The organism is Paenarthrobacter sp. YJN-5 (assembly GCF_015040095.1).
Taxonomy (GTDB): Bacteria; Actinomycetota; Actinomycetes; order Actinomycetales; family Micrococcaceae; genus Arthrobacter; species Arthrobacter ureafaciens.
The window spans coordinates 2,491,149-2,515,850 of record NZ_CP053544.1 but is presented as its reverse complement, the minus strand read 5'-3'; the positions used below and the strand labels follow the sequence as shown (position 1 = coordinate 2,515,850).

27 protein-coding genes are annotated in these 24,702 nt (G+C 63.7%); 19 read left to right on the top strand and 8 right to left on the bottom strand.

All coding sequences use genetic code 11. The features are described from left to right. The first annotated feature begins 100 nt into the window (after nt 1-100). The 12 genes from HMI59_RS25690 (at nt 101) to HMI59_RS11870 (ending at nt 10,972) form a co-directional block, all read left to right on the top strand. Nucleotides 101-661 carry an XdhC family protein gene (locus HMI59_RS25690; protein WP_255527585.1) on the top strand — a complete coding sequence of 187 codons (561 nt, stop codon included), beginning with the start codon at nt 101-103 and terminating at the stop codon, nt 659-661. Between the two features lie 122 nt (nt 662-783). Beyond that, complete coding sequence (locus HMI59_RS11920; protein WP_193591433.1) at nt 784-2,343, top strand: aldehyde dehydrogenase; 1,560 nt, start codon at nt 784-786, stop codon at nt 2,341-2,343. Nucleotides 2,344-2,383: 40 nt separating this feature from the next. Beyond that, the gene (locus HMI59_RS11915; protein ID WP_179013854.1) at nt 2,384-2,728 is read left to right on the top strand and encodes a RidA family protein; all 345 of its coding nucleotides are present in this window, start codon (nt 2,384-2,386) and stop codon (nt 2,726-2,728) included. Between the two features lie 5 nt (nt 2,729-2,733). Continuing rightward, nucleotides 2,734-3,792, top strand: coding sequence for a PDR/VanB family oxidoreductase (locus tag HMI59_RS11910; RefSeq protein ID WP_193591432.1), 1,059 nt, complete (start codon nt 2,734-2,736; stop codon nt 3,790-3,792). 32 nt (nt 3,793-3,824) lie between these two features. Continuing rightward, entirely contained in the window at nt 3,825-4,835 is a 1,011-nt protein-coding gene (locus HMI59_RS11905; RefSeq protein ID WP_193591431.1) for a VOC family protein, read from the top strand. Further along, nucleotides 4,828-5,655, top strand: coding sequence for an alpha/beta fold hydrolase (locus HMI59_RS11900; RefSeq protein WP_193591430.1), 828 nt, complete (start codon nt 4,828-4,830; stop codon nt 5,653-5,655). The genes HMI59_RS11905 and HMI59_RS11900 overlap by 8 nt, the downstream gene beginning before the upstream one ends. Continuing rightward, the gene (locus tag HMI59_RS11895; RefSeq protein ID WP_193591429.1) at nt 5,652-6,395 is read left to right on the top strand and encodes an SDR family oxidoreductase; all 744 of its coding nucleotides are present in this window, start codon (nt 5,652-5,654) and stop codon (nt 6,393-6,395) included. Before HMI59_RS11900 ends, HMI59_RS11895 begins: the two co-directional genes overlap by 4 nt. Before the next feature lie 72 nt (nt 6,396-6,467). Further along, on the top strand, nt 6,468-7,256 hold the full coding sequence (locus HMI59_RS11890) for an SDR family oxidoreductase (protein WP_193591428.1): 789 nt from the start codon (nt 6,468-6,470) through the stop codon (nt 7,254-7,256). A gap of 81 nt (nt 7,257-7,337) precedes the next feature. Next, nucleotides 7,338-9,008, top strand: a complete 1,671-nt coding sequence (locus tag HMI59_RS11885; protein ID WP_193591427.1) for a thiamine pyrophosphate-binding protein — start codon at nt 7,338-7,340, stop codon at nt 9,006-9,008. 16 nt (nt 9,009-9,024) lie between these two features. Continuing rightward, nucleotides 9,025-9,666, top strand: coding sequence for an alpha/beta fold hydrolase (locus tag HMI59_RS11880; protein ID WP_193591426.1), 642 nt, complete (start codon nt 9,025-9,027; stop codon nt 9,664-9,666). Further along, entirely contained in the window at nt 9,659-9,877 is a 219-nt protein-coding gene (locus HMI59_RS11875) for a recombinase-like helix-turn-helix domain-containing protein (protein WP_021472218.1), read from the top strand. Before HMI59_RS11880 ends, HMI59_RS11875 begins: the two co-directional genes overlap by 8 nt. 3 nt (nt 9,878-9,880) lie before the next feature. After that, complete coding sequence (locus HMI59_RS11870; protein WP_193591425.1) at nt 9,881-10,972, top strand: Rieske 2Fe-2S domain-containing protein; 1,092 nt, start codon at nt 9,881-9,883, stop codon at nt 10,970-10,972. A gap of 215 nt (nt 10,973-11,187) precedes the next feature. Here the strand turns inward: HMI59_RS11870 and HMI59_RS11865 are convergent, their stop codons facing one another. Further along, on the bottom strand, nt 11,188-11,706 hold the full coding sequence (locus HMI59_RS11865; protein WP_021472220.1) for a cupin domain-containing protein: 519 nt from the start codon (nt 11,704-11,706) through the stop codon (nt 11,188-11,190). A 196-nt stretch (nt 11,707-11,902) separates the two neighbouring features. Between HMI59_RS11865 and HMI59_RS11860 the strand changes: the two genes are divergently transcribed. After that, nucleotides 11,903-12,460: a MarR family winged helix-turn-helix transcriptional regulator gene (locus HMI59_RS11860; protein ID WP_193591424.1), complete on the top strand. Its 558-nt coding sequence runs from the start codon at nt 11,903-11,905 to the stop codon at nt 12,458-12,460. 47 nt (nt 12,461-12,507) lie between these two features. Further along, entirely contained in the window at nt 12,508-13,302 is a 795-nt protein-coding gene (locus HMI59_RS11855; RefSeq protein ID WP_193591423.1) for an aspartate dehydrogenase domain-containing protein, read from the top strand. Here the strand turns inward: HMI59_RS11855 and HMI59_RS26035 are convergent. Further along, on the bottom strand, nt 13,299-16,199 hold the full coding sequence (locus tag HMI59_RS26035; protein ID WP_193591422.1) for a helix-turn-helix transcriptional regulator: 2,901 nt from the start codon (nt 16,197-16,199) through the stop codon (nt 13,299-13,301). The two genes, HMI59_RS11855 and HMI59_RS26035, sit on opposite strands and share 4 nt — an antisense overlap. 161 nt (nt 16,200-16,360) lie before the next feature. Between HMI59_RS26035 and HMI59_RS11845 the strand changes: the two genes are divergently transcribed. After that, nucleotides 16,361-16,612 (top strand): hypothetical protein, encoded by a 252-nt coding sequence (locus HMI59_RS11845; RefSeq protein ID WP_227471362.1) that lies wholly within the window; start codon nt 16,361-16,363, stop codon nt 16,610-16,612. On the opposite strand, the gene HMI59_RS11840 is transcribed toward HMI59_RS11845, so the two are convergent. The 4 genes from HMI59_RS11840 to HMI59_RS11825 all read right to left on the bottom strand — a co-directional run bounded on the left by HMI59_RS11840 (nt 16,613) and on the right by HMI59_RS11825 (nt 19,212). Beyond that, nucleotides 16,613-17,110, bottom strand: coding sequence for a TetR family transcriptional regulator (locus HMI59_RS11840; protein ID WP_166187040.1), 498 nt, complete (start codon nt 17,108-17,110; stop codon nt 16,613-16,615). It lies immediately after the preceding gene. A 73-nt stretch (nt 17,111-17,183) separates the two neighbouring features. Then, on the bottom strand, nt 17,184-17,951 hold the full coding sequence (locus HMI59_RS11835) for an SCO1664 family protein (protein WP_193591421.1): 768 nt from the start codon (nt 17,949-17,951) through the stop codon (nt 17,184-17,186). Next, on the bottom strand, nt 17,951-18,496 hold the full coding sequence (locus HMI59_RS11830; protein WP_193591420.1) for a DUF3090 domain-containing protein: 546 nt from the start codon (nt 18,494-18,496) through the stop codon (nt 17,951-17,953). The genes HMI59_RS11835 and HMI59_RS11830 overlap by 1 nt, the downstream gene beginning before the upstream one ends. A 23-nt stretch (nt 18,497-18,519) precedes the next feature. Further along, nucleotides 18,520-19,212, bottom strand: a complete 693-nt coding sequence (locus tag HMI59_RS11825; protein ID WP_193591419.1) for an MSMEG_4193 family putative phosphomutase — start codon at nt 19,210-19,212, stop codon at nt 18,520-18,522. Nucleotides 19,213-19,329: 117 nt separating this feature from the next. On the opposite strand from HMI59_RS11825, the gene HMI59_RS11820 reads away from it, so the two are divergent. The 4 genes from HMI59_RS11820 to HMI59_RS11805 all read left to right on the top strand — a co-directional run bounded on the left by HMI59_RS11820 (nt 19,330) and on the right by HMI59_RS11805 (nt 23,126). Next, complete coding sequence (locus HMI59_RS11820; RefSeq protein WP_193591418.1) at nt 19,330-20,364, top strand: AAA family ATPase; 1,035 nt, start codon at nt 19,330-19,332, stop codon at nt 20,362-20,364. Nucleotides 20,365-20,500: 136 nt separating this feature from the next. Beyond that, nucleotides 20,501-20,923 (top strand): hypothetical protein, encoded by a 423-nt coding sequence (locus tag HMI59_RS11815; RefSeq protein ID WP_193591417.1) that lies wholly within the window; start codon nt 20,501-20,503, stop codon nt 20,921-20,923. 120 nt (nt 20,924-21,043) lie between these two features. Next, nucleotides 21,044-21,844, top strand: a complete 801-nt coding sequence (locus HMI59_RS11810; protein WP_193591416.1) for a GAF and ANTAR domain-containing protein — start codon at nt 21,044-21,046, stop codon at nt 21,842-21,844. A gap of 223 nt (nt 21,845-22,067) precedes the next feature. Next, a complete protein-coding gene (locus HMI59_RS11805) occupies nt 22,068-23,126 on the top strand; it encodes a serine hydrolase (protein WP_227471361.1) in 1,059 nt (352 codons plus the stop codon). A gap of 17 nt (nt 23,127-23,143) precedes the next feature. On the opposite strand, the gene HMI59_RS11800 is transcribed toward HMI59_RS11805, so the two are convergent. Beyond that, the gene (locus HMI59_RS11800) at nt 23,144-23,773 is read right to left on the bottom strand and encodes a nucleoside/nucleotide kinase family protein (protein WP_227471360.1); all 630 of its coding nucleotides are present in this window, start codon (nt 23,771-23,773) and stop codon (nt 23,144-23,146) included. A gap of 3 nt (nt 23,774-23,776) precedes the next feature. Next, nucleotides 23,777-24,526, bottom strand: a complete 750-nt coding sequence (locus HMI59_RS11795; RefSeq protein ID WP_193591414.1) for a dienelactone hydrolase family protein — start codon at nt 24,524-24,526, stop codon at nt 23,777-23,779. Nucleotides 24,527-24,702: the final 176 nt, after the last annotated feature.

Below are 24,702 nucleotides of genomic sequence, written 5' to 3'. Positions count from 1 at the left end.
TCCTTGCTGATCGATGTCTTCCGCCCTGCGCGCCGGCTGGTGATTTTCGGGGCGGTTGACTTCTCCGCGGTTAGGCGCCTTTCTTGGCTTTCACGTCACGGTGTGCGATGCCCGGGCCGTTTTCGCCACGCCCGAGCGGCTGCCGTCAGCCCACGACGTCGTGGTGGATCAACCGGCACGCTACTTACAAAAGGAAATCGCACTGGGACGGCTGGGGCCCGATGCTGCTATCTGTGTCCTGACGCACGATGCGAAATTCGATGTTCCGGTCCTCGATGTGGCGCTTCGGGAAGGTTTTGCGTACATCGGGGCGATGGGTTCGCGGCGGACTGCCAATGACCGCAGGGGCAGGCTCCTGGCATTGGGCCACACGGAACGGTCCCTGTCGCGGCTCCGCTCGCCGATCGGCTTGGACCTTTCGGCTTCCACTCCGGAAGAAACGGCAATCTCCATCATGGCGGAGGTCATTGCGGCCCGGCACCAGGCTTCCGCCCTGCCCTTGGCGTTCACGTCCGACCCCATCCACAAGGGTTTGGGGGAGCGCGCAGCTCTCGCGCCGCGCCCGGGCGGCCAGCCGTCGTCGTCCTCTACCTGCAGCGTGGGGCAGGAACTTCAGCTCCCGCCGCTGCGCAACAATCAGAACGAAAATATCTTGACATAAAGTATCTTAGGACTGATATTCTTTTTCTATGACGCAGTTCACGTAACTTGCGCAAAGCCGCTCGCGGCATCCCGCTTGAAACCCCTCCGTGGGCACTACACACAAATGGACGGAACCCGAAGATGAGTACGGACAGCCTTACAGAGAACCCCTCCCGGTCCGCTCGGGAAGAAACCCGGGCACCCAGCGCGGCCGGTCTTCGCAACGGACCTGATACGCGGGACGAGATCTTTGTTGGCGGCGTGTGGACCCGGGGTAGTGGTGCGCTGATCGAGTCGGTGAATCCCGCTACGGCAGAAGTTTTTGCCACCCTCCATGCAGCAACGGCGGCCGATGTGGACGCCGCAGTGGCTGCCGGCCTGGAGGCTGTCAAGGCGTCGGGGTGGGCAAGAAGGCTCCCGCACGAACGCGCCGCAGTCCTTCACCGCATCAGCTCCGCGATCGAAGCCAACGCTGACAGGATCGCCGAGCTGCAGACGCTTGATACGGGCAAAACCCTCGTGGAAACGAAGGCATTGGCCATGAGCGCCGCGGCAACCTTCCGCTTCACGGCAGCTGCCCTGGAGACCATGGAAGATGCCCTGACGCCGCCGCGGGGCAACTACCTCAGCATGTCCACTTATGAGCCGATCGGGGTGGTGGGGGCCATCACGCCGTGGAATTCACCCATAGCCAGTGACGCGCAAAAGGTGGCTCCGGCACTCGCGGCAGGAAACGCCGTCGTGGTGAAACCGCCGGTGTGGGCCCCCTGGGTCTCGCTGCTGCTGGCCCGCCTTTGTGAGCAGGCCGGTCTTCCTGCCGGTTTGCTGTCGGTCCTGCCGGGCCCTGGCCGGGTAGTGGGCGACGCCATCGCCAAACACCCGGAAGTTGGGAAGATCTCCTTCACGGGCGGCACGTCCACGGGGCGTCAACTCGCCCACATTGCGGCCGAAAAGATCATGCCCGTCACGTTGGAACTGGGTGGAAAATCACCCACGGTCATTTTCGCCGATGCCGACGTGGACCAGGCTGTGGCCGGAGTGCTCTACGGCATCTTCTCCTCAAGCGGTCAAAGCTGTATTGCCGGCTCGCGTGTCTTCATCCAGCGCGCCGTCTACGACGACGTGGTGGAAAGGCTCGTGAAAGGGGCAAAAGCCTTGCGGATCGGACCGGGCACAGACCCGGCTACGCAGGTCGGGCCCCTGGTGGCTTTCGCGCACCGCGACACCGTTGCGGGCATGGTCGAAGCAGCGAAGGCGGCCGGCGCGCAGGTTTTGTGCGGAGGCGCTGTCCCCACGGAGTCCCGGTTGCAGGGCGGGGCGTTCTATGAGCCCACCATCCTTGCCGGTGTCAGTAACTCGGACGCCATCTGCCAGGAGGAAATTTTTGGTCCCGTGGCCGTCATCCTGCCGTTCGACGACGACGCGGACCTCATCGCCCAGGCAAACGACAGCGTCTTTGGCTTGGCCTGTGGCATCTGGACTGCCGACTACCGCCGGGCCTGGTGGTTGGCGCGGGCCATTGCCGCCGGCACCGTGTGGATCAACACCTACAAGCAGTTCAGCATCTCGACCCCCTTCAGCGGGCTTAAGGAAAGCGGTCTGGGCACCGAAAAGGGCCGCGACGGCATTCGTTCCTACATGCGCCAAAAGAGCATCTATATGGACCTCTCGGGTGCACCCATCCCATGGGCCGGCCTTTAAGTGAACCGGCCCGCATCACCAGCTTCCGAAAGGTAGATCAATGAATGCCCACCCCTACAGTCCGGCCTTCGTGGCCGGCGGATTCGGCTTCGTCTCCGGCGCCTTGTCGGTGGATGAGAGCGGTACAGCCGTACCGGGCCGCTCGGAGGCGCTCGTCGCAGCAGGCGCGAGGCTGGCCGAACGATTGGAATCAGTCGGCATGTCCTTGGCGGACGTCGTCAAGACCACCTACTTCGTCACCGACGTAACGCTGCGGGACGAAGCAAACCTGCACTACGAGCTGCTGTTCGAAAATCCCCGCCCGGCACGCTCGTTCGTTGAAGTCGCCGCACTGCCCTACGGCGCGTCGGTGGAGATCGAAGCAATCGCGCATCGGAGGAGTTGAGGACCATGAGCGTGGACATACAGAACCGTGGGACAACCATCCCCGAGGACACCGCAGACGTTCCGACGTCGGGTGCTGGCACAGTAGACCAGGCCGCGATCATCGCCGCGGAACCCAAAGCACTGACGCTGAGGGTGCAGCAGAAACGGTGGGAGGCGGACGGAGTTGTCAGCATCACCTTTGTTGATCCCCAGGGGGCGGAACTCCCGCAGTGGCTTCCGGGCTCCCACCTGAGCCTCCACTTGCCCAACGGGCTGACGCGCGAATACTCCCTGTGCTCGGACCCCAACGATTCCTCCGCCTGGACCGTGGCAGTGCTGCGGACCACCGATTCCCGCGGTGGCAGCAGGCTGATCCATGACGAACTGCCAGTGGGCACGCTCCTCACAGTCGAAGGTCCCCGCAACAACTTTGAGCTCGAGCAGGCGCAGCGGTATGCGTTGGTGGCCGGAGGCATTGGCATCACCCCGATCATTTCCATGGCGAGGCGCCTGGAAGCAGCAGGCGCTGACTGGTCCCTCCTGTATACGGGACGGTCCCGGTCCACCATGGCATTCCTCCCGGAAATCTCCGGCTTCCCCGCACACCGGATCAGCATCCACGCCATGGACGAAGCCGGGGGAGCCTACGCGGATCTCCCCAAAGCGGTTGGTGCCCTTCCCCCTGAAGCATTGGTTTATGCCTGCGGCCCTGAATCGTTGATGCAGGCAGTGGCCGGCGCCATGGCGGACGATTCGCAATTGAGGATAGAGCGGTTCAAAGCGCCGGAGGTCGTGCCCGGTCCGGAAACCGAGGCCACAAGCTTTGACGTCATCTGCCAACGGTCGAGCCAGCGCGTTGCTGTTGGGCCTGACATCTCAGTCCTGGACGCCCTGAACGACGCCGGCATCTTCGTGCCCAGTTCATGCGCGGAGGGCATCTGCGGAACCTGTGAGACCGGCGTCATAGCCGGCGACGTCGAGCACCGCGACTTCCTGCTCTCCCCGGCTGAACAGGCAGAGAACAAGACGATGTTCGTCTGTGTCTCGCGTTGCCGGTCCCGGGAACTGATTTTGGATCTCTAGTACGAACACCACCCGACTGAAGGCTGATTCCCATGAACTTTTTCTCAAGCGAGCCTGTCTGCAATCTGCGTTCGCTGCGTTCCGTGTCCTTGAAAGTACCCGATACCAAGCCGGCCAAGGACTTCTATGACCAAGTCTGGGGTCTCTCCACGGTAGAAGAGGACACAGACAAATTCTGGCTCCGCGGTACCGGATCCGAACACCACATCCTGAGGCTGGAAACGGGTGAGCAGAATGCCCTGGGCGGGGTCTCCTTCGCACTGGCCACGCCGCAGGACGTCGATTCCGCGGCTACCAAGCTCGTTGCCCTGGGAATACCGCTTTTCCGTGAGCCCGGACCCCTGGATGATGCTGCCGGTGGATATGGCTTGCACCTGGTGGATCCCGAAGGCAGGCTCGTGGAACTTTCCGCGAACGTCCATGCAGTGGTCAGCCAGGAGCCGGCCGGCCGGCGCGCCCTTCCACGCAAGATCGCCCACGTGGTCCTTAACACCGTGGACATCGACCGCGCCACCGCGTTCTACACCCAGGTGCTGGGGATGCGGATATCCGACTGGTCCGAGCACCAGATGGCCTTCCTCCGGTGCAACAGCGAGCACCACGCAATCGCGTTCAACCAGGCGCCCTGGACTTCGGTCAACCACGTGGCCTATGAGATGCAGAGCATTGACCACTTCATGCGCGGCATCGGCAACCTGAAACAGCACAACATTGCTCCGCAGTGGGGTCCGGGCCGGCACGGTCCCGGCGACAATACCTTCTCCTACTTCACGGACCCCGCGGGACTGGTCTGCGAATACACCTCCGAAGTTGCCCAGGTGGATGAGGACAGCTGGCTCTGCCGTACGTGGGAGCGAACGCCCGAACTGTCCGACCAGTGGGGCACTGCAGGTCCGCCGACTACCGCGGTGCGAAGCGCCATGGCGGGCGTTCCGGACAGCGGTTACCGGTCCCTGGTGGTCCCCGGCCGTGAGGACTACTTCTCCCCGGCTAAGGCCCCAGCCACTGAAATAGCCCCTGCCACAGAAAAATCCCATGCGTAGCGGCTCGTTGCCGGCGCCCACCGCCGCTTCGACCCCCGCTGTTGCCGAGCGCCGAAAGTCCGTTCACGGAGTCTCCCTCGTAGTTCGCGGGGAAGGGATTCCCGTCTTCCTGATGCACGGCATCGGGGGAGCCGCGTCGTCCTGTGGTGCGCTGGCCCAACTGTTGAGCGCCCACGGCTACCAGACCTTCTGCTGGGATGCGCCCGGTTACGGCGAGTCCGCCGCTCCAACCGACGGACTGGATCATCCTTCGTTGGTGTTGGACATCCTGGCCACCCTCGGCGTTGGGCCGGCGCATCTCTTTGGCACATCCTGGGGTGGGGTCATCGCCACCACCGTCGCAGCAAGGGCGCCGGAGGCAGTGCGGTCCATTGTCCTGGCCGACAGTACGCGGGGTTCTGGAACCACGCACGACACAGCGCAACGCATGCTGGCCCGTGTTCCTGAACTGGCCGCCGTCGGGCCTGAAAATATTGCAGCCCGGCGCGCCTCGAAGCTGGTCTCTCCATCCGCCCCCGCCTGGGTGGCCGAAGCTGTCCGGGCGGACATGGCCTCCGTCCGCCTGTCCGGGTTCGCGTCGGCGGCCACCATGATGGCGCAGTGTGATACGACGGACCTGCTGCCCGGGCTGCGGGTTCCGGCGCTCGTGCTGGCCGGACAGGACGATGTAATCACGGGCGTGCCCGAATCGAGGATCCTCGCCGAAAAAATTCCAGGCGCCGAACTGTGCATTATCCCCAATGCGGGCCACGCGGCAGTGCAGGAGAAGCCCCTTGAGATGTCGGCGGCCATCCTTGCTTTCTGGGACGGCATCCAATGACGCGCCTGGTGGTAGTGACGGGATCCGGGCGTGGCCTGGGCTTCGACATTGCCGAACGACTGGCACGTGCCGGAGACCGGATAGTCATCGCGGAGAAGAACGCGGACCTCGCGGAACGGGCCGCCGCAACACTGCATGAACGCGGGTTGGATGTCACGGCGGTGGTCACCGACATTGCTGACAAGGCCTCGGTGGAGGCCCTGGCGACGGCGGTCCGGCAGCTGGGCGGCGCGGATGCGCTGGTCAACAACGCGGCACTGGCCGACGGCGTAGGCGGCGATACTTTCTGGGAACTGGAGGAAGGATTCTTCCAAAGGGTGATGACCGTCAATGCCTACGGGACCTGGCTGGTCAGCAAGCACCTCTTCCCCCAGCTTGCCCAGTCCGCGGCGGGCGCGATCGTGAACATCGCCTCGGACGCAGCGCTCTACGGAAGCCCACGGCTGGTCCACTACGTCGGATCAAAAGGGGCCGTGCTCGCCATGACCCGGTCCATGGCCCGCGACGCAGGGCCATCGGGAGTCCGTGTCAACGCGGTGGCCCCGGGGTTGACCCGGGTGGAAGCCACTGAATCGGTGCCCGCCTCCCGCTACCGGCTCTATGAAGACAACCGGGTGCTGCCCAGGGACCAACAACCCAACGATGTATCGGGAGTGGTCCAGTTCCTGCTCTCCGACGCCGCGGGGTTCATCACCGGCCAGACCATCGTGGTGGATGGCGGCTTCGTGATGGGCCACTGATGAGCTCAACCACGGCCACAACAAAACCGGCCAATGCACACTATGCCGGCCATTAGACAAGGAGTCCCACACATGGACCTGCAACTGAAGGACGGCACGGTGGTGGTCACCGGGGCGAGTTCCGGCGTCGGCCTTGCCACCGCACGCTACTTGCTCAGTGAAGGTGCGCGGGTCGCCGCCTGTGCCCGTGACCTCGGCCGGCTGACCGCGGCGTTCGACGAGTTTTCCTGGGCGGACAAAGACTCCATCCACCTTGCCTCGTGCGACGTCACCGACCAGGAAGCCACCAACGCCTTCATCGCCGGAACGCTGGATCGGTTCGGCGCCATAGACGGGCTGGTCTGCAACGCCGGACGATCCCTCATGGCCACTCTCCAGGAGACCACGGACCAGCAACTGCGCGACGAGTTCGAGCTGAAGATCTTCGGCGTCCTCAACATGGTGCGGTCGGCCAGGATCGCCTTGAGCGCCTCCGCCCACGGGTCCGTGGTCAACGTCAACGCCATTCTTGCCCGGCAGCCCGAGCTGCGCCTGGCCGCTACCTCCGCCGCCCGCGCCGCGCTGTTGAACCTGACCCATTCCCTTGCCGAAGACCTGGCAACGGACGGCACGCGCGTGAACTCGGTCCTGCTGGGACTGGTGGACACGGGACAGTGGCGGCGACGCTTCGAAAATGCCGGCACCGACCTCGACTACGAGGCCTGGAGTGCGGAAATCGCCGGGGACCGCGGCATCAAGCTGGGCCGCTTCGGCACAGCGGAGGAGGTTGCGTTCCATATTGTCTGTCTCCTCTCGCCCAACAGCGGCTACACCACTGGGGCGACCATCGACGTCGGCGGTGGCGTTGGGCGCTATGTCTAGGCAGGGCGCAGGGAAACCAGAGCCCGCACCTCAACGGAAACCCATCGGCCCACGGAAGTTCACCACGAAAGAGAACCGGAAATGTCACTGACACAAGAAGCAACCGTCCCGAGGGGGCCAACAGGAGGCGATGTCCTGGTCCGTGTGCTGCGCCGCCACGGCATCGACACCGTCTTCGGCGTTATCAGCATCCACAACCTGCCCCTCGTTGAAGCTGTGGACAGGGAACTGAACTTCGTCGCCATGCGCCATGAGGCCGCGGTCGTCAACGCCGCTGACGGGTACGCCCGCGCGTCCGGCAAGTTCGGCGTTGCCTTGACCAGCACGGGCACGGGAGCCGGCAACGCCGCTGGTTCCATGGTGGAGGCGCTCACTGCGGGAAGCCGCGTCCTGCACATTACCGGTCAGATCGACAGCGAATTCATGGGCAGCAACCGCGGGGTGATTCACGAGGTACCACGCCAGCTCCAGATGCTCCACGCCGTCTCCGGGTATGCCCGGACCATCTTCAACGGCAAGGATGCTGAGGCTGACCTCGAGGAGGCGATCGCGCACCTCCTTTCCGCCCCGCACACACCGGCCAGCATCGAGTGGCCTACGGACCTTCAGTACCTGGCTCATCCGGACGATCAGCGCCCCGTCGATGCCCGGGTGAAGCCCGCCGCCGCGTACGACACCCTGGCCGTCGCGGAAGCCGCCCGCCTCCTGGCAGGTGCCAAGCGGCCCCTGATCTGGGCCGGGGGAGGAGCGGCCGGAGCCGGTAAGGAACTTGCTGCCCTGCTGCACGGGCTTGGCGCGGGACTGCTCACCAGCAATTCCGGGCGGGGCGTCGTTCCGGAGGATGACCACCTTGTCATCGGGAACTTCGCGACCACTCCGGCCGGCGCCCGGCTGCTCGGGGAATCCGACCTGTTGCTCAGTATTGGAACGCATTTCCGTTCCAACGAGACACAGCATTACTCATTGAAAGTTCCCTCCACCCACATCCAGCTGGACCTGAACCCTGACGCCGTCGGGCGGGTATACCCGGCCACCGTCTCCCTGGTGGGCGACTCCCGCGCCATTCTGGATACGCTCGTCCAGCAGTTGCCGAGCCATTCACCGGACCCCGGCTGGACGCAAAAGGTTCACGACGTACGCCGCGAGGTACGCGATGCGCTGACCACCTACATTGGCGGTTACGCGGAGATCTGCCACAGCCTCCGGGAACGCCTGGACCGCAGGTCCGTCGTGGCCCGGGACGTCACCATCCCCTCCAGCCAGTGGGGTAACCGCCTGCTGGAAATGTACTCACGCGAAACCAACATCTTTCCCCTAGGGGGCGGCATAGGCCAAGGACTCGCCATGGGGATAGGGGCTGCCTGCGCCCGCCCGGAGGTTCCCACGGTAGTCATTGCCGGGGACGGCGGGCTTGCCGTTCACCTGGGCGAGCTTGCCTCCCTGGCCGGCTCCGGCGCCTGGTGCGTGGTGTTGGTCTTCAACGACGCCGGCTACGGGGTGCTGCGCAACATGCAGAGGGCCAACGGTTTCGCGGAGGCAGGAGTCGACCTGCATACACCGGACTTCGCCTTGTTGGCCCGGTCGCTGGACCTGCCGTTCCGGCGGGTGGGCGGGCCGGGAACCTTCGATCCGGCCCTGGCCGAGGCGCTCGCCCTCAGGGGGCCGGCGGTCATCGAAATTGATGTCAATGCCTTGGAACCTGCTCCCGGAGCCTTCGTCCCTCCGGTGCACGTTCCAACCGCAGATCACTAGTAGAGCAGGTGAGCACATGAACCCAAGTACTGATCCGGACCCGTACGCCGGCCCTGGGCCCGACGCGGCCGAGCCGCGGCATGACGTGGTGTGTCTGCGCGGCGGCGCAGGGACCGGAGAGTGGGATGAGCATCAACTGGACACGTTGGGAGCCCGTTCCTGGGAACCTGAAACGGGTCTTGCCCTGGACGTCGGGGGACCACCTGGCCAACTGGACGCCTGGGTTCAAGCGGCCTCTGAGGCGCTCCGGGAGTCTACGGCCGGCCCGGCGCATGTCCTGGCCAACGGCGCAGCCGCCTACGGTGCCATACTCCTCGCCGCGCGGCATCCTGAACAGGTCAAGAGCATGATCCTTGGCGACCCGCTGGTGGACACGTCCACTGACGGATTCGTGGCAGCGCTCCGGCAGGTTCGCGCACCGTCCCTGGTCATTGCCGCCGCACCCGACATCGACGCCGATGTTTCCATAGCCCAATGCATCGCAGGCGGCATCGGCAACGGTGTCTTCGTCATCATCGACAACGCCACCGTGCCGGCACATCAAAGCCGATCCACCTCGTTCAACGAGTGGAGCAGGTCGTTCATGAAGATCGCTGAAGGCCTGCACACCGTCTCGCAAACACTCCCCACCCAATTACAGGAGGAACCCCGTGCCTGAGCAATACCTGGATGCCAACCAGTCCCGTGTCGGTCCGCCGAACCCCTATGAGCTGAAGCTCGCCGGCGCCCTGTCCGAAATTTTCGCCAGCGGCAGCCACGAACTTCCGGCGGTCATTTCGGGGTTGAACAACCTGGGGCTTAATGCCCCGGACGGCCAGCCGTGGGATGAAGCCCGATTCCGTTCCGAAATGCGACGACTGGGAGAGTAGGAAATGACAACTGCAACTGCAACTTCAACCGGGGCAAGGGCCGGCAGGGCCATGCCGAAAACGGTGGTCGGTACCCGGCGTCAGCTCGATGCCGCAGAACTGGCTGCCACAGGACTGCGGGACCGCTGGTACGCCATCTATCCCTCCCGGTTCGTTGGCCAGGGGGATATGGTCAAGGTCCGGCGGTTGGGCGTGGATTGGCTGCTGTTCCGTGATGCCCGGGGACAAATCCGGATGCTGGAGGATCGCTGCCCCCACCGCAGCGCGCCCCTGTCCGTAGGCCAGCACCTGGGTGACCGGGTGGCATGCAAGTACCACGGAGTTCAGGTGGACGGACACGGAACGGTGGTGTCGGTTCCCGGCATGCCCGGCTGTGCGCTGGAGGGGAAAACAGTCACTGCGTCCCTGGCCGTGGAGGAGGGCGCGGACATGATCTTCGCTTTCATGCCACTGACCGCGGACTCGGAGGTAACCCCCTTCAAGTTGCCTGATCGCCTGGACAACCCCGCTATTTCCTGGTTCTCCAATTACGCGGAGTGGAACAGTCCCTGGCGGTTCTACATGGACAACGTCCTGGATCCCATGCACGGGGCGTTCCTGCACCGTGAATCGCATTCAATGTTTGGCGGAGACACGAGCGCCCGCTTCCGCATCCGCGAAACGGACCGCGGCTTCTTCTTCGAGAAGACGGACCAGCGGGGCAAGAACTTCGACTGGGTGGAGTACTGCCGCGAGGCCATGGACTACGTGGACCTGGAGATTCCTTACGCCGATTCTGCCGGTCCCGGCGGCTCCTTCGGCATCGTCGGGATGTCCACTCCCATAGATGCGGATACCTCCGCTGTGTTCCACTGGCGTACCCGGACCGTCTCCGATTGGGAGCGTGACGTCTGGCGGTTCATGTACAAGACAACACTGGAGGAAAAGCACTGGGTGGTCCTGGAACAGGACCGCGCCCTGTTGGAGGCTCTGGCGGCCGACGCCGACAGGGACGAGCACCTGTACCAGCACGATCTTGGCGTGGCCAGGATCAGGCGCATCCACGACGCCGATGCACAGAAGCAGGCAGCCATTCTCGCAGAGGGGACCGCATAGCGCCTGCGGAGTGCGTGGTTCCACCACCGCGCAATTGAGGCAGTGAGTAAGAGCCTGCAGCCCGACCAAGTCCGGGCTGCAGGCTCTTTCCTGTGCTCTTTTTCGTTTGCTTTTTGTTGGCCCGGCGCCCGGGGCAGACGTTTCCCGATGCCGCAGTTTTCCGGCAAGAAGAAACCCGGGTACCGGCCATCGCCGGTACCCGGGCTCCCAGGGGGCTAGCGGGTCACGCCATACATCTCCGACGTCGGCGGGTAGAAGGGGATCTCCGGCTTCTTTGCGCCGATGATGACGCAGATGAGTGCGTCGTCATCGCTGACGGTCCGCAAACTGCGGGGGACACCGGCCGGAACGCGGATCAGGTCGCGGTAGCCAAGCACGCGGCTTGCTTTCTTGGTCCCGTCTTCAACGTCATGCACGCTGAACTCGACCTGCCCCTCAAGCACGAAGAACACCTCTTCAACGTCCGGGTGCGTATGTTCGGGTCCAACGCATCCGGCCGGCAGCACCATGTTGGAGAAGGTGAAGTGCTCTGCCTGGAGAATGTTGTTGTCGTTGGAGTGGTCACCGGTTGCCCCGGAACCGATGTAGCGGACCTGGCCGCGACGGAACTTCTCACCCATTTTGGTCTGGAACTTGAGCGTATTGAAGTCAACTACCCGACTGTCACGGGAGGCGATGGACGAGTCAATCAGCTCCTCAAGTTCCGGAATTTTGCTTGCGATAACGTCGCCCATGATGGACCTCTCTCTGGTGGTAAATTGCCGGATTTCGTAAGGGCCTTGCAGGAAGTGAATCTTCCTCGGCCCTAACTATCTCAAGACTAAGATATAATGGAAAGCGCTGCAAGACATTCGCGGGAACGGGCGCGGTTCACCGGGGCATTGGAAAGCTCAGTGTTAAGATGCTTAGACGAAATTAAGGAGAGAGCACATGACCACCGAGCCCCAAAACACCGACCCGGATGCCGTAGATGCGATCATCGAGGACTGGCGTCGCGAACGTCCCGAACTCGATGCCAGGACCATTGGCGTTTTTGGCCGCCTGCAAAGCCTCGTTGCCCGGCAGCGCGCCGTGCAAGACGCGAACTACGAGGAGCACGGGCTCACGTTGGCGTCCTTTGACGTCCTGGCAAATTTGCGCCGATCAGGGCCTCCCCACCGCAAAACCGCTGGTGAGCTCGCAAGTTCGTCCATGCTGACCACGGGAGGGATCACGTTCCGCCTGGACCGCATGGAGGAGCAGAACCTCATCGAGCGCGTTCGATCAAAAGAGGACCGCCGCGTCGTCTATGCCCAGATCACCGAGCACGGCAAGAAGCTCATCGATGAGGTGATTTCCAAGCATCTGGAAACGCAGCGCAACATGCTCTCCGGCCTCACAGCCGAAGAGATTGAACAACTGGCCCTCTTGCTCAAGAAGGCCGAAGCCTCCATTGTCGCCTATGACCCCAAGGCTTCCTCCCAGGACAAGGTCCCTTCCAATGCCTAGGCGGTCCTGGGGCGGAATGTCCGCCTAACCCACTAGTAAGGAAACGCATGAAGCCAGTAGCCCGCAAAATCGGAATCATCGGACACGGGGCCATCGGGGCCCGGGTGGCTGCGGATGTTGCCGCAGGGAAAGTGGCAGGTGCCTCTCTGGAGGGCATCGTCAGCCGCAGTCCCGTTCCAAACGCTCCGGCGCCCCGCCTGGACATGGCTGAGGCGTTGGAGCGTTGCGATGTGCTGGTCGAATGCGCGGGCCAGGAAGCCCTTGCCGAACACGGCGAGGCAGTGCTGTCTGCGGGTGTCGATCTGCTGGCCACATCGCTGGGAGCCCTGGGGGACCCTGATCTTTCGGGCCGCTTGTCCGCAGCCGGTCCGGGCAGGCTCTTCCTGACGTCCGGCTCCATCGGTGGCTTGGACCTGTTGGCGTCGGGAGCCCGGGCAACGGGTTATGACGCCGTCAAAATCACGACGACCAAGCTGCCCGCTTCCCTGGTGCAGCCATGGATGGATGAGAAGGAAGCCGATCGAATCCGGAACACCGCTGTTCCGCTCGAAATCTACCAAGGCCCTGCTGACCAGGCCACGCGCTTGTTCCCGAAATCGCTCAATGTGGCCGCGGCGGTCGCTTTGGCCGTAGCGGACTGGGGCGTGGACGTGTCCGTGCGGGTGGACCCGGCTGCCCGGCTGACGACGCACGTGATCGAGGCCGCCGGGAACAGCGGGACCTACCGCTTCGAAATCTGCAATCAGGTATCGCCGCAAAACCCGCGCACCAGCGGCATTGTGCCGTTTGCCGTGCTGCGATCACTGGAACTGATCGTTGGCGCGCGGGGCGGAATTATCTAGTCCTCCCTGCGCAGCCCACTGGCTTTGCGCGCCAGGTCCATCCGATTTGTCGAGCCAGTTTTCCGCAAGAGGTGGGAGACGTGCGTACTGACGGTTTTCTCGCTGATGAAAAGGTCTGCGGCGATCTCCTTATAGGTACTGCCGGCGATTAGATGTTCGAGAACGTCGGTTTCGCGGGCGGTCAGGCCCGGGAACGGTCCGGTGCTGCTCCGCGTCGTGGGTGGTTCAGCGTCGAGTCGTATCCGTCCATGGTCCGCCAACCCCAGTAGCGCCGTCCGCACGGGCGTGGCCTGCAGTGTGGTTGCCAGTTCCAACCCGCGGCGCAGTATCCCTGCTGCGTTCGTTTGGCCATGATGGGTATGGAAGAGCATGGCTTCACCTGCGCGTTGGCAGGCGTACGCCTCTTCCCATGCCAGGTTGGCTTCTTTGCATGCGTCGGCGGCAGCGATCCACATTGCGTCGTTCCGCTTATCCGCCAGTGCCCGTCCGGTCTCGGCGGTATACAGCATGTCGAAGGCCTTGATCTGGCGTTGGTAAAGGGGGGTTGCCTGTCCGGGTTCGTGGAGCGCGGCCGGGAAACGTTTCCGCACATCCCGCACTGCGGCTTCCAGTCCGGACAGCGGCCCTCCGGTATCCCTGGCTTGGATGATCATGTCGGCGGCGGCCCTCATGGCCAAGGGCAGGAGCCACTCGCACATGGTGGGTGCATGACCGGCCCGGGATGCAGCGGCCACGGCTGTTTCGAATCCTGCCTTGGGGTTTCCCGCCATGATGTTGAGTTCGGAACGAATGCCAGCGAAATTCAGGTTGACGAAGGCATCGGATTCACGGTTCACCTCTTCGGCGCGAGAAAGGTGCGCCAAGGCGTCGTTGGTCCTGCCTTGCAACGCATCCAGCCGGGCCAGGGTGAGCCGGGCACTGACGTCTCCCATGGGCCCGGGGTCAAAACTGATGGCTGTTCGTAAAGCTGTTCGAGCCTTCTCCCATGCCCCAATGGCCAGGAAGCTGGCGGCCTCGTCGGCAGCTACTTTCGACATGAAGGAATGCGGAGCGCCCAGCCGGGAAAGTTCCTCCCTGCCGGAGCTCATGATGGCGCCGTACTGTTCGCTGATCCACCCTTCCGTGGCATTTGCCAGCCACGCCAAGGCATGGCAAAAGGCCCAGTAGTCCTGCGCCAGGGCCGCTTCCGAGGCACCCTCACGGGCGGCTTCCCTGGCCGCGCCGGAGTCGCCGCTGAACACTGCCGCCATGGCCGAGGCAGTGAGCGCGAAACTCAAAGCCCGGTGATGCCCTGTCTTGCGGGCCGCCTCAACAACCTTCGCGCAGTCCGGAGAGCCGTTGTATTGGTCCATCCAGAGTTTGGCGTGAACCAGCTCGGCCATCGCCAAGGCATGGTGCCAGCTGTCAGGCTCCACGGACGAAAGCTGCACGGCGCGTTCGGCCTCTGCCGGATCCAGGAAGGAGAGACCCAGGGACATTCGCAAGTGCATGCGCCTGATGATCAGTGCAGCCACCTCGAGTGGCTGGAGGCGCTCGTTGAGGAGTCGAAGCAGGGCCTCGATAGCGTCGAGTTCTGCCTCGAAAGCGCCTGCATTGAAAGCGCTCCGGCGCACTTCCTGCCACAGGTCACGCCATTCCCCGGCAGCGACCACCTTGGGCCGTAACTCCAGGACCCGGTGGTACTGGGCAAGGGCCTTGTTCCAGTCCCGCGAGGCCGATTCCTGACGTGCCGCCTCAAGCGCCCACCGGTAGGCCTCCTCGTAGTTCCCGGAGCCGTAGAAGTGTTGGGCAAGATCGGCGGCCGCCCGGTGGTGGAGCTCGCCTGAACCCGGAACTGTCGAGTAGGCCTCGGCGAACAGCCGGTGCCACTGGATCCGGTCCTCGGAAAGTGTTTCGGATGCCAGGATCTCGGCGATGAGCGGGTGGTGGAACCAGTAGCTGCCGTCGGGTTGGCGGTCGAGGATCCCGGCTGTCGACGCAGCCAGGAGAACAGAAAGGGCATCCTGCCCGGGTAGCGCCCGCTTCACGACCACCGTGAACACTTCAACCGGAGCATTCTTGCCGCCAACAGCCAGGACCTGGGTAACCCGTCGGGCAGACTGCGGCAGGGCCCGCCAGGAACGCAGCACTGCGGTCCGCAGGTCGGGCGGGAGTCCGGGCGGAAGGGACGATGCGGCCGGATCCAAGGGCTCCACCAGGAGTTTGGTGAAGTACGGGTTTCCATTCGCGCGCCCGTACACTTCCGTAATCAGGGACTGATGCGGTTCGCGACCCAGCAGCGATGCGATCAATGCGGACGTGGCCGGGCGGTCCAAGGGGCCAAGGCGTTCAATGCTGACACCGGGGATCCGCCGCACATCGGCAAGCCACCCCTCCAGAAGTGACCCCTCCGTCACCGCATCCGCCCTGACTGTTGCTACGAGCCCCAGCCGCCGATCGGACGGTCCCGCAATCAGAAACATCAACGTATCCAACGTGCCCTGGTCCGCCCAGTGCAGGTCATCGATCGCGAGGAGCACCGGATGCGCGGCTGTGACCGCACTCAACCATTGATCCAGGAAGAGGGGAGTGCTTGCCGGATGTTCGGCCGCGCTGTCCTCACTAAATGGTTCCGGCGTTCTGATGCCGGCAGTGCCCCTGAAGGCCGCGCGCAAGGGTTGGTACGGGATCTCGATACTGCGAAGGGGAAGGGCAGCACCGGACAGGACAATAACGTCCCCCGGGAGTCCCGCAATGGCTTCGTTGATCAGAGCGGTCTTCCCGATGCCGGCGTCGCCAGTGACCAAAACGGTTCTTTGCCGGCCGCTGCGGACTTGCTGCAGTGCGTCACCGAGCCGCGACAATTCCTTCGTCCTGCCCACCAAAGGAGGGGAACCCGAATCGATGAAGCCCGTCATTTTTCAAGGGTGGCACCGAGCGCCGGGCCGGAAAAGAGCCGGCGACCTGAAATGTCAGGGTTCCGGCGCCAAATCTAAGGACACCTCCCGGATGTTCCCCGAGGGGTCCGGAGCGCACTGTGAAGGAGTCAACAGACACCCACTGTCACCCGAGGATCACCATGTTCAATCCAGCCAGCCATTCAAGAATCATGGGCATCGCGATATTGCTGCCCTTCCTCTTCCTGCCGGCAGCTCCGGCAAACGCCGGCTCTGAGCAAGCCGGCGCTGAGCAAGCCGGCACACAGCAAGCCACCGACTACTTCACCTACAGCAACTGCCCCTTGGAACGCATAGGCACGCAGCTGGTTCGCTGCGATGTCCTCACGGGCACCGGTGTGGATGCTCCCTACTGGATTCCGGAACAGGAATAGTCAGCGCTTCTGCCCCTGGGAGCCGCCCCGGGCGGCATCGCCGCCTGGGGCGATGTCAGCCAGGACAGCATTCAATCGATCATCGGTCAGGTAGGTCAGGCCCGTCAGAAGGGACGTAATCTTTTCGCGCTCCCGTTGGTTGAAGCGTGTGTCATCGAGGATGTCACTGACCCAGAGCCCGTCCATGGCCAGGCGCACGATGATCCCGATGATCCCCACCGGTTCGTCCGGGGCCAGGTCTTCCCGGTCGAGCCGGCGGTTCAAGTACAGAAGGGATTCGGCCAGGTTCGGCCGGGATATGGCAGTGGCCAAAAGAGCCGCCTGGTTCCGGTCACTGTTGGCCCGCGCGTCAGAAAATGCCTGGATATAGGCGCGCTCTTCGGCACCCACAGGATTGGGGTCAGCCTCCGCGACCCTCCCCAGCTCATGCACGAGTTCAACAATCATCGACTCGACGTCCTGCTCGATTTCTTCGATGGGCGCATCCGGCCTGAACATTTTCCCCTCCAGTGCTGCAATCGACAATCTCCGCTTCCGGCCAGTCTAGCCACGAATGGAAGTGGAGCGGGGCTTAGAACAAAGGCCAGGGCACGGCCGGCATGCCGCCCCGCGGCGCCGGAAACCTTCCAGCCGAACGCAGGCGTTCGCAACGGAGCGCGAGGGCTGAGACTTCTTCGGGGCTCAACAGCTCTGCCAGCTCCCGGCCCAGCCCGCCGCGCAATCCTTCGCTGACGCGCTCTACTCCTTCCCGTTCTTCGGCAGACAAGGCCTCGCCGAGCCACCCCCAAAGCACGGTGCGCAGCTTGTGGTCCGTATGGAACGTCAGTCCGTGGTCCACGCCGTGGCGATGCCCGTTCGCCATGGCAAGAATGTGGTTGCCCTTGCGGTCGGCGTTGTTGACGACGACGTCGAACACGGCCATGCGCCTGAGCGCAGGTGAGTCTTCGTGGACCAGGGCGACTATCCGCCCGTCGTCGTCCTGCCCCTCGAGGACCTGTTTCCAACCGGCCTCCGGAACGTCATCGCTTGGCCTCAGGTCCACCGGATCCTGGGAGGGGTCCTGCTCTTGCCAGAGCTGCACCATCCCGCGGCCCAGTGGTCCGTCGCGCAGCCAGGTGCGCGGCACGATGTCCCAACCCATGGCCTGGGAGACCAGGAAGGACGCCATCTCGCGGTGGGCCAGGGTGCCGTGCGGAAAGTCCCAGAGGGGGCTTTCGCCGGCTATCGGCTTATAGACCACGGGAACGTCGTCGATGCTGCCCAGAAAGGTGGCATTTGAGGCCGTTGTAATGCGGCCGGTCAGCGTCAGCTCTGCGGCGACCAGGTCCGGTGTTGGCATCAGGCCTCGGGAAGCGTGCAGGTGTGCCCGTCGGGATCAATGGGGTAGCCGCAGATCGTGCACAAGGGACGTCCGGCCGCCACGATTTCCCGGGTGCGCTTGGTGAAGGCACGGGCGGTGCCTACAGGCATGCGCACTAGCAGCATTTCCGGTTCGTCGGCGCCATCCAGGTCAAGCGGCTCATCTCCGTCGATGTCACTGATCGGGTAAGCCTCCAGGACTATCTGGGCGGTGGTCGGATCCCAACCCAGGCTCATCGCGCCGGTGCGGAATTGCTCCAGGGGGTCCTCAAGCGGGTCATTGTCCATCAGTTCGACCGGCGTGCTGGTGGGAACGCTGAAGGGGTTGCCATCGATCGTGAGGAGCTGGTCGAGGATCTCGTCGATCTTCTCCGCAAGCTGGGCTGACTGCTGCTTCTCGAGGGCAATGCTGACAATCTGCGTTCCTGCGCGCACCTGCAGGTAGAATGTGCGGTCTCCGGGTTGTCCTATGGTGCCGATGACAACCCGGTCGGGCCAGGCAAACTCGTGAACGCGCGTAGGCATGTCAGTATTCTAGGCACACGGGCTCAGGGCGTCTGCCCACCTGCGCCGCCGCCCACCGGTGCGTCGCCCGAACGGAGGCCGCTCGAGAGCCAGGACAGGTCGCCGGCTTCCGTGTTGGTCGCGTGGACGCTCGGCCGGTTTGCACCGTAGGTGACTATCGACACGGAAGCCGGACCCACGCTGATCCGCTGAAAAAGGTCAAGGTGCATGCCGAACGCGTCGGCGAGGATGGACTTAATGACGTCGCCGTGGCTCACCGCCACCCATACGGCTCCGGGCCCGTGCTCGGCTTCGAACGCTGCATCATGGCGCCGGATGGCCGCCACTGAGCGGGCCTGCATGGCCGCCATGGCCTCACCGCCGGGAAATACGACGGCGGATGGTTGCGTCTGCACCACGGGCCACAGTTTCTCGGTGGCCAGGTCGGACAGGGCCCGGCCCTGCCATTGACCGTAATCGCACTCCGTAAGGTCGGGCTCGACCGGTGCGTACGGACTGCCTGTTTGCCGGTCAAGAATGAACCGGGCTGTTTGCAGGCAGCGTTCAAGGGGGCTGGATACCACTCCCACCACGGGCACCGCCGCGAGCCGTTCCCCGGTCAGGGCAGCCTGCCCGCGTCCGATCTCGTCCAAGTCAACACCGGCTGCCCGGCCGGCCAACAATCCGGTGGCATTGGCCGTGGTGCGGCCGTGCCGCACGAGGATAACTGTCGCCATCTGCCCAGCCTAGCCAGAAACGGAGCCCCGGGCCGACGAAGGTGATGACCGCCTTGCGTTCACCCCGCGGACCCGCCGCGACGGAGAGGCCGGAACCCCTGGGGCTAGAGTGGAGCTATGGCTACCAGCCGCAACCCGCTCGATGACCTGCGGGAGACCATTGGTCATTTGGCCAGTCAGCTTAAGCTGACCGGTTCCGAACGCGTCGATGACCTGATGGGGGACCTGATCGGCCAAAGGTCGGGTCCGGCCCGTCCGCTATCGGAAGTGCAGGCGGAGTTGGACGCCCTGATCGGGCTGGAGACGGTGAAGGAGCAGGTGCGGGCCCTCGTCGCGCTGCTCCAGGTCCAGGCCCGCCGCAAGGCCCACGGACTGCCCGAAGTGGCCACATCCCAGCACCTGGTGTTCCTCGGCAACCCCGGAACAGGCAAGACGACGGTAGCCCGACTCCTGGCCGAGATGTACCGTGCGGTGGGGCTGCTGCAGAAAGGCCATCTGGTGGAGGTGGACCGTTCGGGCCTGGTAGGGCAATACGTCGGGGAGACTGCCATCAAGACGGACCGGGTGATTCGGCGGGCGCTGGACGGGGTCCTGTTTATCGACGAGGCATATGCGCTCGCCCCGGAGGACGGCCGGATGGATTTCGGGCCGGAGGCCATAGAAGTGCTGCTCAAGCGGATGGAAGACCACCGCCACCGGTTGGTGGTGATCGTGGCCGGATATCCCCGGCTGATGGAATCCTTCCTGATCTCCAACCCCGGACTGCGTTCCCGGTTCGCCCGCGAAATCACCTTCCCTGATTACTCCGTCGATGAACTGGAGATGATCTTCCACCGGATGCTTGAGCACCACGAGTACATGCTGGAACCGGGTGCGGACCAGATGCTTCGGCGGATTTTCTCCGGACTCCGCACGGGGGAGGAGTCCGGCAACGCGCGGTTCGCCCGCACACTCTTTGAACAGGCACTCAATCGGCAGGCGCTGCGGCTGTCACTCGACGCGGAGCACAGCCTGGATGCGCTTGGCCGTGAGGCCGTGGTCACCCTCACTTCTGATGACATTGTTGAGGCGGCGCTGGCGTTGGGCGAGGAACCGGAGCCGGAAAATACACCGGAACCGGAGCGGCCGCGCTGGTGGCGTTGGCTCGTCTGAGAGGCTCGCGAACGGCAACCGATTTTCGTACGGCTACCTATTGATAAGGCGCCTTACAAATGGTGTCATAGTACTGGAATAAAGAGTTTGTCTTCCTGCCGGATCGACCAGCTGCCCGCCGAGCAACGGAGCCATCATGTATGGGATTAGCGGCCCGAGCCTTCACCGGCTCACCCAGGAAACCCGGGCCTTGGGATGCCTGCACTGCGGATCCAACGAGTACGTTGCGATCGAATCAATAGAGTCCCTGCCTCCGCATCCGGGTGAACTTCACGTCGAGGTGGAGTACGCCTGCCGTCATTGCCAGGGGAGCTATCAGCACAGGGCGCGCTTCCGCGACGTCGCTGCCATCCTTAACCGCACCAAGACCTTGGAGGGACTGTTCCGGTTTGCGGGGGAGTACTTCCACTGTGGTGAGGCCATGCGTGTCGAGGGAACCGGGGTCAGGAACATCCATGCCCCGTTGCCCGCCAGGGAACCGGAACTGGACGACGGCGTCAGCGTGGGGACCAGGGTCCTGAGGTGCCGCTGCGGGTTCCGTTTGGAATTGCCCAACTAGGTGAGGCGTCTCAGGCGCGGCACGGACGTCGGGGAACCAGCAGCAAGTGCCGGTGAGAAGAAGCAGTGGGAAGTAGCGGTGCCACGTAGCTGTTCCACGTAACGGTGCCAGGTAGCAAGGGTGCTGATTGAAGAGCTGGTGATGCTTTCCTACATTGGTTCCATGCCTGCCGATAAACCGCGCGTCGATGATTTGGAACTGATCGAAGACCTCCTGGTTGCTGCCAACGGCCTGCAGGACTTCGTGCAGGGGCTATGCGACGTGGCTGCGCAGGTTGCCTCCCGGGAAACCGGCATTGCGGTTGACTGCGGGATTTCCCTAAGCCGCCCCAAGCGTCCGTCCGCCGTGGCAGGCAGCACTAGCATCGCGGCACAGCTCATGGATGGAGAGCACGACACTGTGGACGAGGGTCCCTGCCTGGAAGCCTGGGCAACGGGATCGCGCGTCCTGGTGGGGGCCGATGCGATGGAGCAACGCTGGCCGTTGCACAGCAAGACCTTGGCCTTGGCCGGCTACGCAAGTGCCTTACTTGTCCCTTTCGCCTTCCGGGACGGGGCCTGCGCTCTGATGGTCTTCCTGGCGGCGACGCCGGGCGCCTTCACCGAAGACGCTACGCCGGTCATCGACAGATTCAACCACACCGCCCACCAAGCTCTGCAGATCGCCTTGAAGACGGCCGCCGGCTCGGACCTGATCAGTGACCTGCATGCCGCCATGCGGAGCAGATCCGTCATCGACACCGCGTGCGGGATGATCATGATGCAGGAGCGCTGCACCCAGGAGGAAGCGTTCAGAACGCTCCAACGAGCATCAAGCGCACGCAACAAGAAACTTCGCCTCGTGGCTGAGGAGATCCTCCGGAGGGCCAACTCTTCTGCTGTCAGGTGTCGGGAATCCGGCGTGGGAAGCAGCCATACCTGAGTTTGCGTGAGGGTACTGACAACAGCCCGGGCGTGCGCGATACTTGGCCCATGGGCGCTGGGTCGAGCCCTGGCACTGCTTTTGATTACTGGTTCTTCGAACGGCTGGTCATTCAATGAAACCGCCGACCCGTTTGCTGGTCCTTCCCGCCATTCTGATGGCGCTGATACTTTCCGGGTGTACGGGCTCCGAACCGGAGCCGGCCCCCTCGCAGAGTTCACTCATGGCAACTGATACGTTGGACTACGCCATGACGTCCTTCATGAATGAGGACGCCGTGGCCGTTCTGGCTGAGGTCCGGTGGCCGGGCGGGGAGTGGTCAAAATCGTACGGAGTACGTGACCTGGACAGCAAAGAACCCGCCCGCCCCGACGACAGGGTTCCTGTAGCCAGCGTGACGAAGACCATGACCGCCGTATCGGTGCTGAAACTGGTCGATGAAGGGCTCATCGGGTTGGAGGACCCGGTCAACGGGATGCTGGAAGCCTTTCAAGCCGGGCTGAAGCCGCCCGGCCCGATCACCCTGCGGCAACTGCTCTCCCATACCTCGGGCATGCCGTCATACGGAGAGGCTTTGTACAAAGGCATTGACGACCTGGTCCCGGTGTCCAACCAGCGGTTGTCCCTTCACCGCGTCATGGAACTCACCAGCACTTTGCCGTGGGAAGCGAGGATGGTGGGCTCGTTCCGCTATTCGGATTCCAACTACGCCGCGCTGGGACTTATCCTGGAAAAACTGCGCGGCAAGCCCTTCGCCGAAATCCTGAGGAACGACGTCGTTGAGCCGTTGGGTCTGGATAAAACCACGGTGGACGACCCCCTCGTCGCAGCCCCGGACCTCGTGAAGGGGTATGTCACCATCAAGGGTCATCGGGAGGAAGCGGGAGTCACCCAGGAACAATTGGGTTCGCCGTCGCATGGCGTAGTTTCGTCCGTACCCGACGTCAACGATTTCCTCGCCGGGCTTTTCACGGGCCGCCTGATCTCAGCCGGCGCCTTGGCGGAGATGAAGAGGCCGGTTGTGGGCCCCTACGGTCTGGGGTTGTTCGAATGGTCTGAGGACTGTACGGGCGCTCCGCGCTATTTCGCACGCGGCGACTTCTTCGACTTCCAGACCGTTGCCCTTAGCTCCGCCGACGGGCGCTACCAAGCGACGATGACCGTGGCTTCCCCGCCTGCCCCGACGCCCTTCGAAGATCCTGACGTGGAAAGGGAGCGGGCACTCTGGAGCGACCAAATGAGGTCAGCTTTGCTCGAGACCATGGATCGGCTCTGCCAGTAGCACGCCGCCCCGGGAGATCATGCTGACCAGTGAATGATCAGGTCGGCGTCGGCCTTGGTCGATTCGATGAACCTCGCATTGGTTTCATCGGGCCCGTTGGCCCACGCTTCAGCGGCGGCAGGGTCCATGCCGGACGCTATGTGCCGTTCGATGAGCCGCGGGATTCTCGTCTCTGGAGGCGTCTCGACGAACCAGGCCGCATCAAGGCAGGTGCGTACCTTGCTCCATCGGCCTTCGGTGGCCAGGAGGTAATTGCCCTCAACAAGGACGTATTTGACAGAGCTTGCTATGGCTATCGATGCGGCGATCGGTTCCTCCAGCCCCCTGCGATAGGCCGGCGCATAGATGACGTCCTCGTCGTTGCGGCGGAGACGCTCGAGGAGCGAAAGGAAGCCGCCGACGTCGAAAGTGTCGATGGCTCCTTTGCGGTCGCGGAGCGGAGTGCCGTCGATGATCGGGGTCGCGAGGTGGAAGCCGTCCATGGGGACGACCACACTTTCGTCGCCCAACTGTTCGCTGAGGCGTCCGGCCAGTGTGGATTTGCCGGTCCCGGGAGGACCGGCAATCCCGATGATTTGGCGATCGGCGGAACGGCTACGGATTCGGTCCGCGAGGCCTGCCGCGGTATCCAAGACCTTGGTCTGCACGGCTTAGCGCTTGAGAGTGCTGTCGAGGAGGGTCCGCAACTCCTGGAAGTGCCGCTCGGTTGCCTCGTCATGGAAGGCCGAAGTGTCCGCCATCGTGTAGCCGTGCGGCGCCCCTTCATAGATCTCGTTCGACGCCTCAAGTCCGGAATCCGCCAAGGCTTTCCCGAGGAGGGCCACAGCGTCGGGAGCCATGCTGGGGTCCTTGTCGGCGTGGCCGAAAACGAATCGGGCGCGGGCGTTGACCAGCCCCAAATGCGGACTGTCCGCCTCGTCAGTGGCCAGGCCGCCACCATGGAAACCACCGCAGGCGGCCACTCTTTGTGGGTGCAGGTTGGCAGTACGGACGGCCAACCTGGCGCCCATGCAGTATCCCGTGGTTCCGATAGGCCCGGGCTTGACGCCGTCCAATCCGGCCAACGCGGATACCCATGCATCGATGTCCGGCTCCGCCTTGGCCGACGTCAAGCGGCCCACCCGGGGAAAGGCGATCTTGCCCGCAGCCGTTCTGCCCTCCCGGGTCCTCATGTCTCCGGCCGGTGCGAGGTCGGCTATGGTCCCTTCGCGGTAGAAGACATTCGGCGCCAGCACAACATAACCCCAGTCGGCAATGCGTTGGGCCATTTCCTCGATGCGCGGGCGGAGCCCGAACGCGTCCATGTAGAAGATGACGCCGGGAAATTCTCCGTCCCCGGTTACCGGTCGGGCGACAAAAGCCTCGGCGCTGCCGTCAGCGGCAGGAACATTGATCAACATGGGTTCACATTATCGGAGGGCTCCGGGTGTTCCGGGTCAGACTCCACATCCGGAATGTGTAGATCTATTGACGCTCGTAAAAAATGCACTATAACCTGAGTGGACACGTATCAGGGGTCAGCGCCGCAGCCCGAGGTGACTTTCACGGACCGGCGCCTGTCCGGAGTCCACTTGCT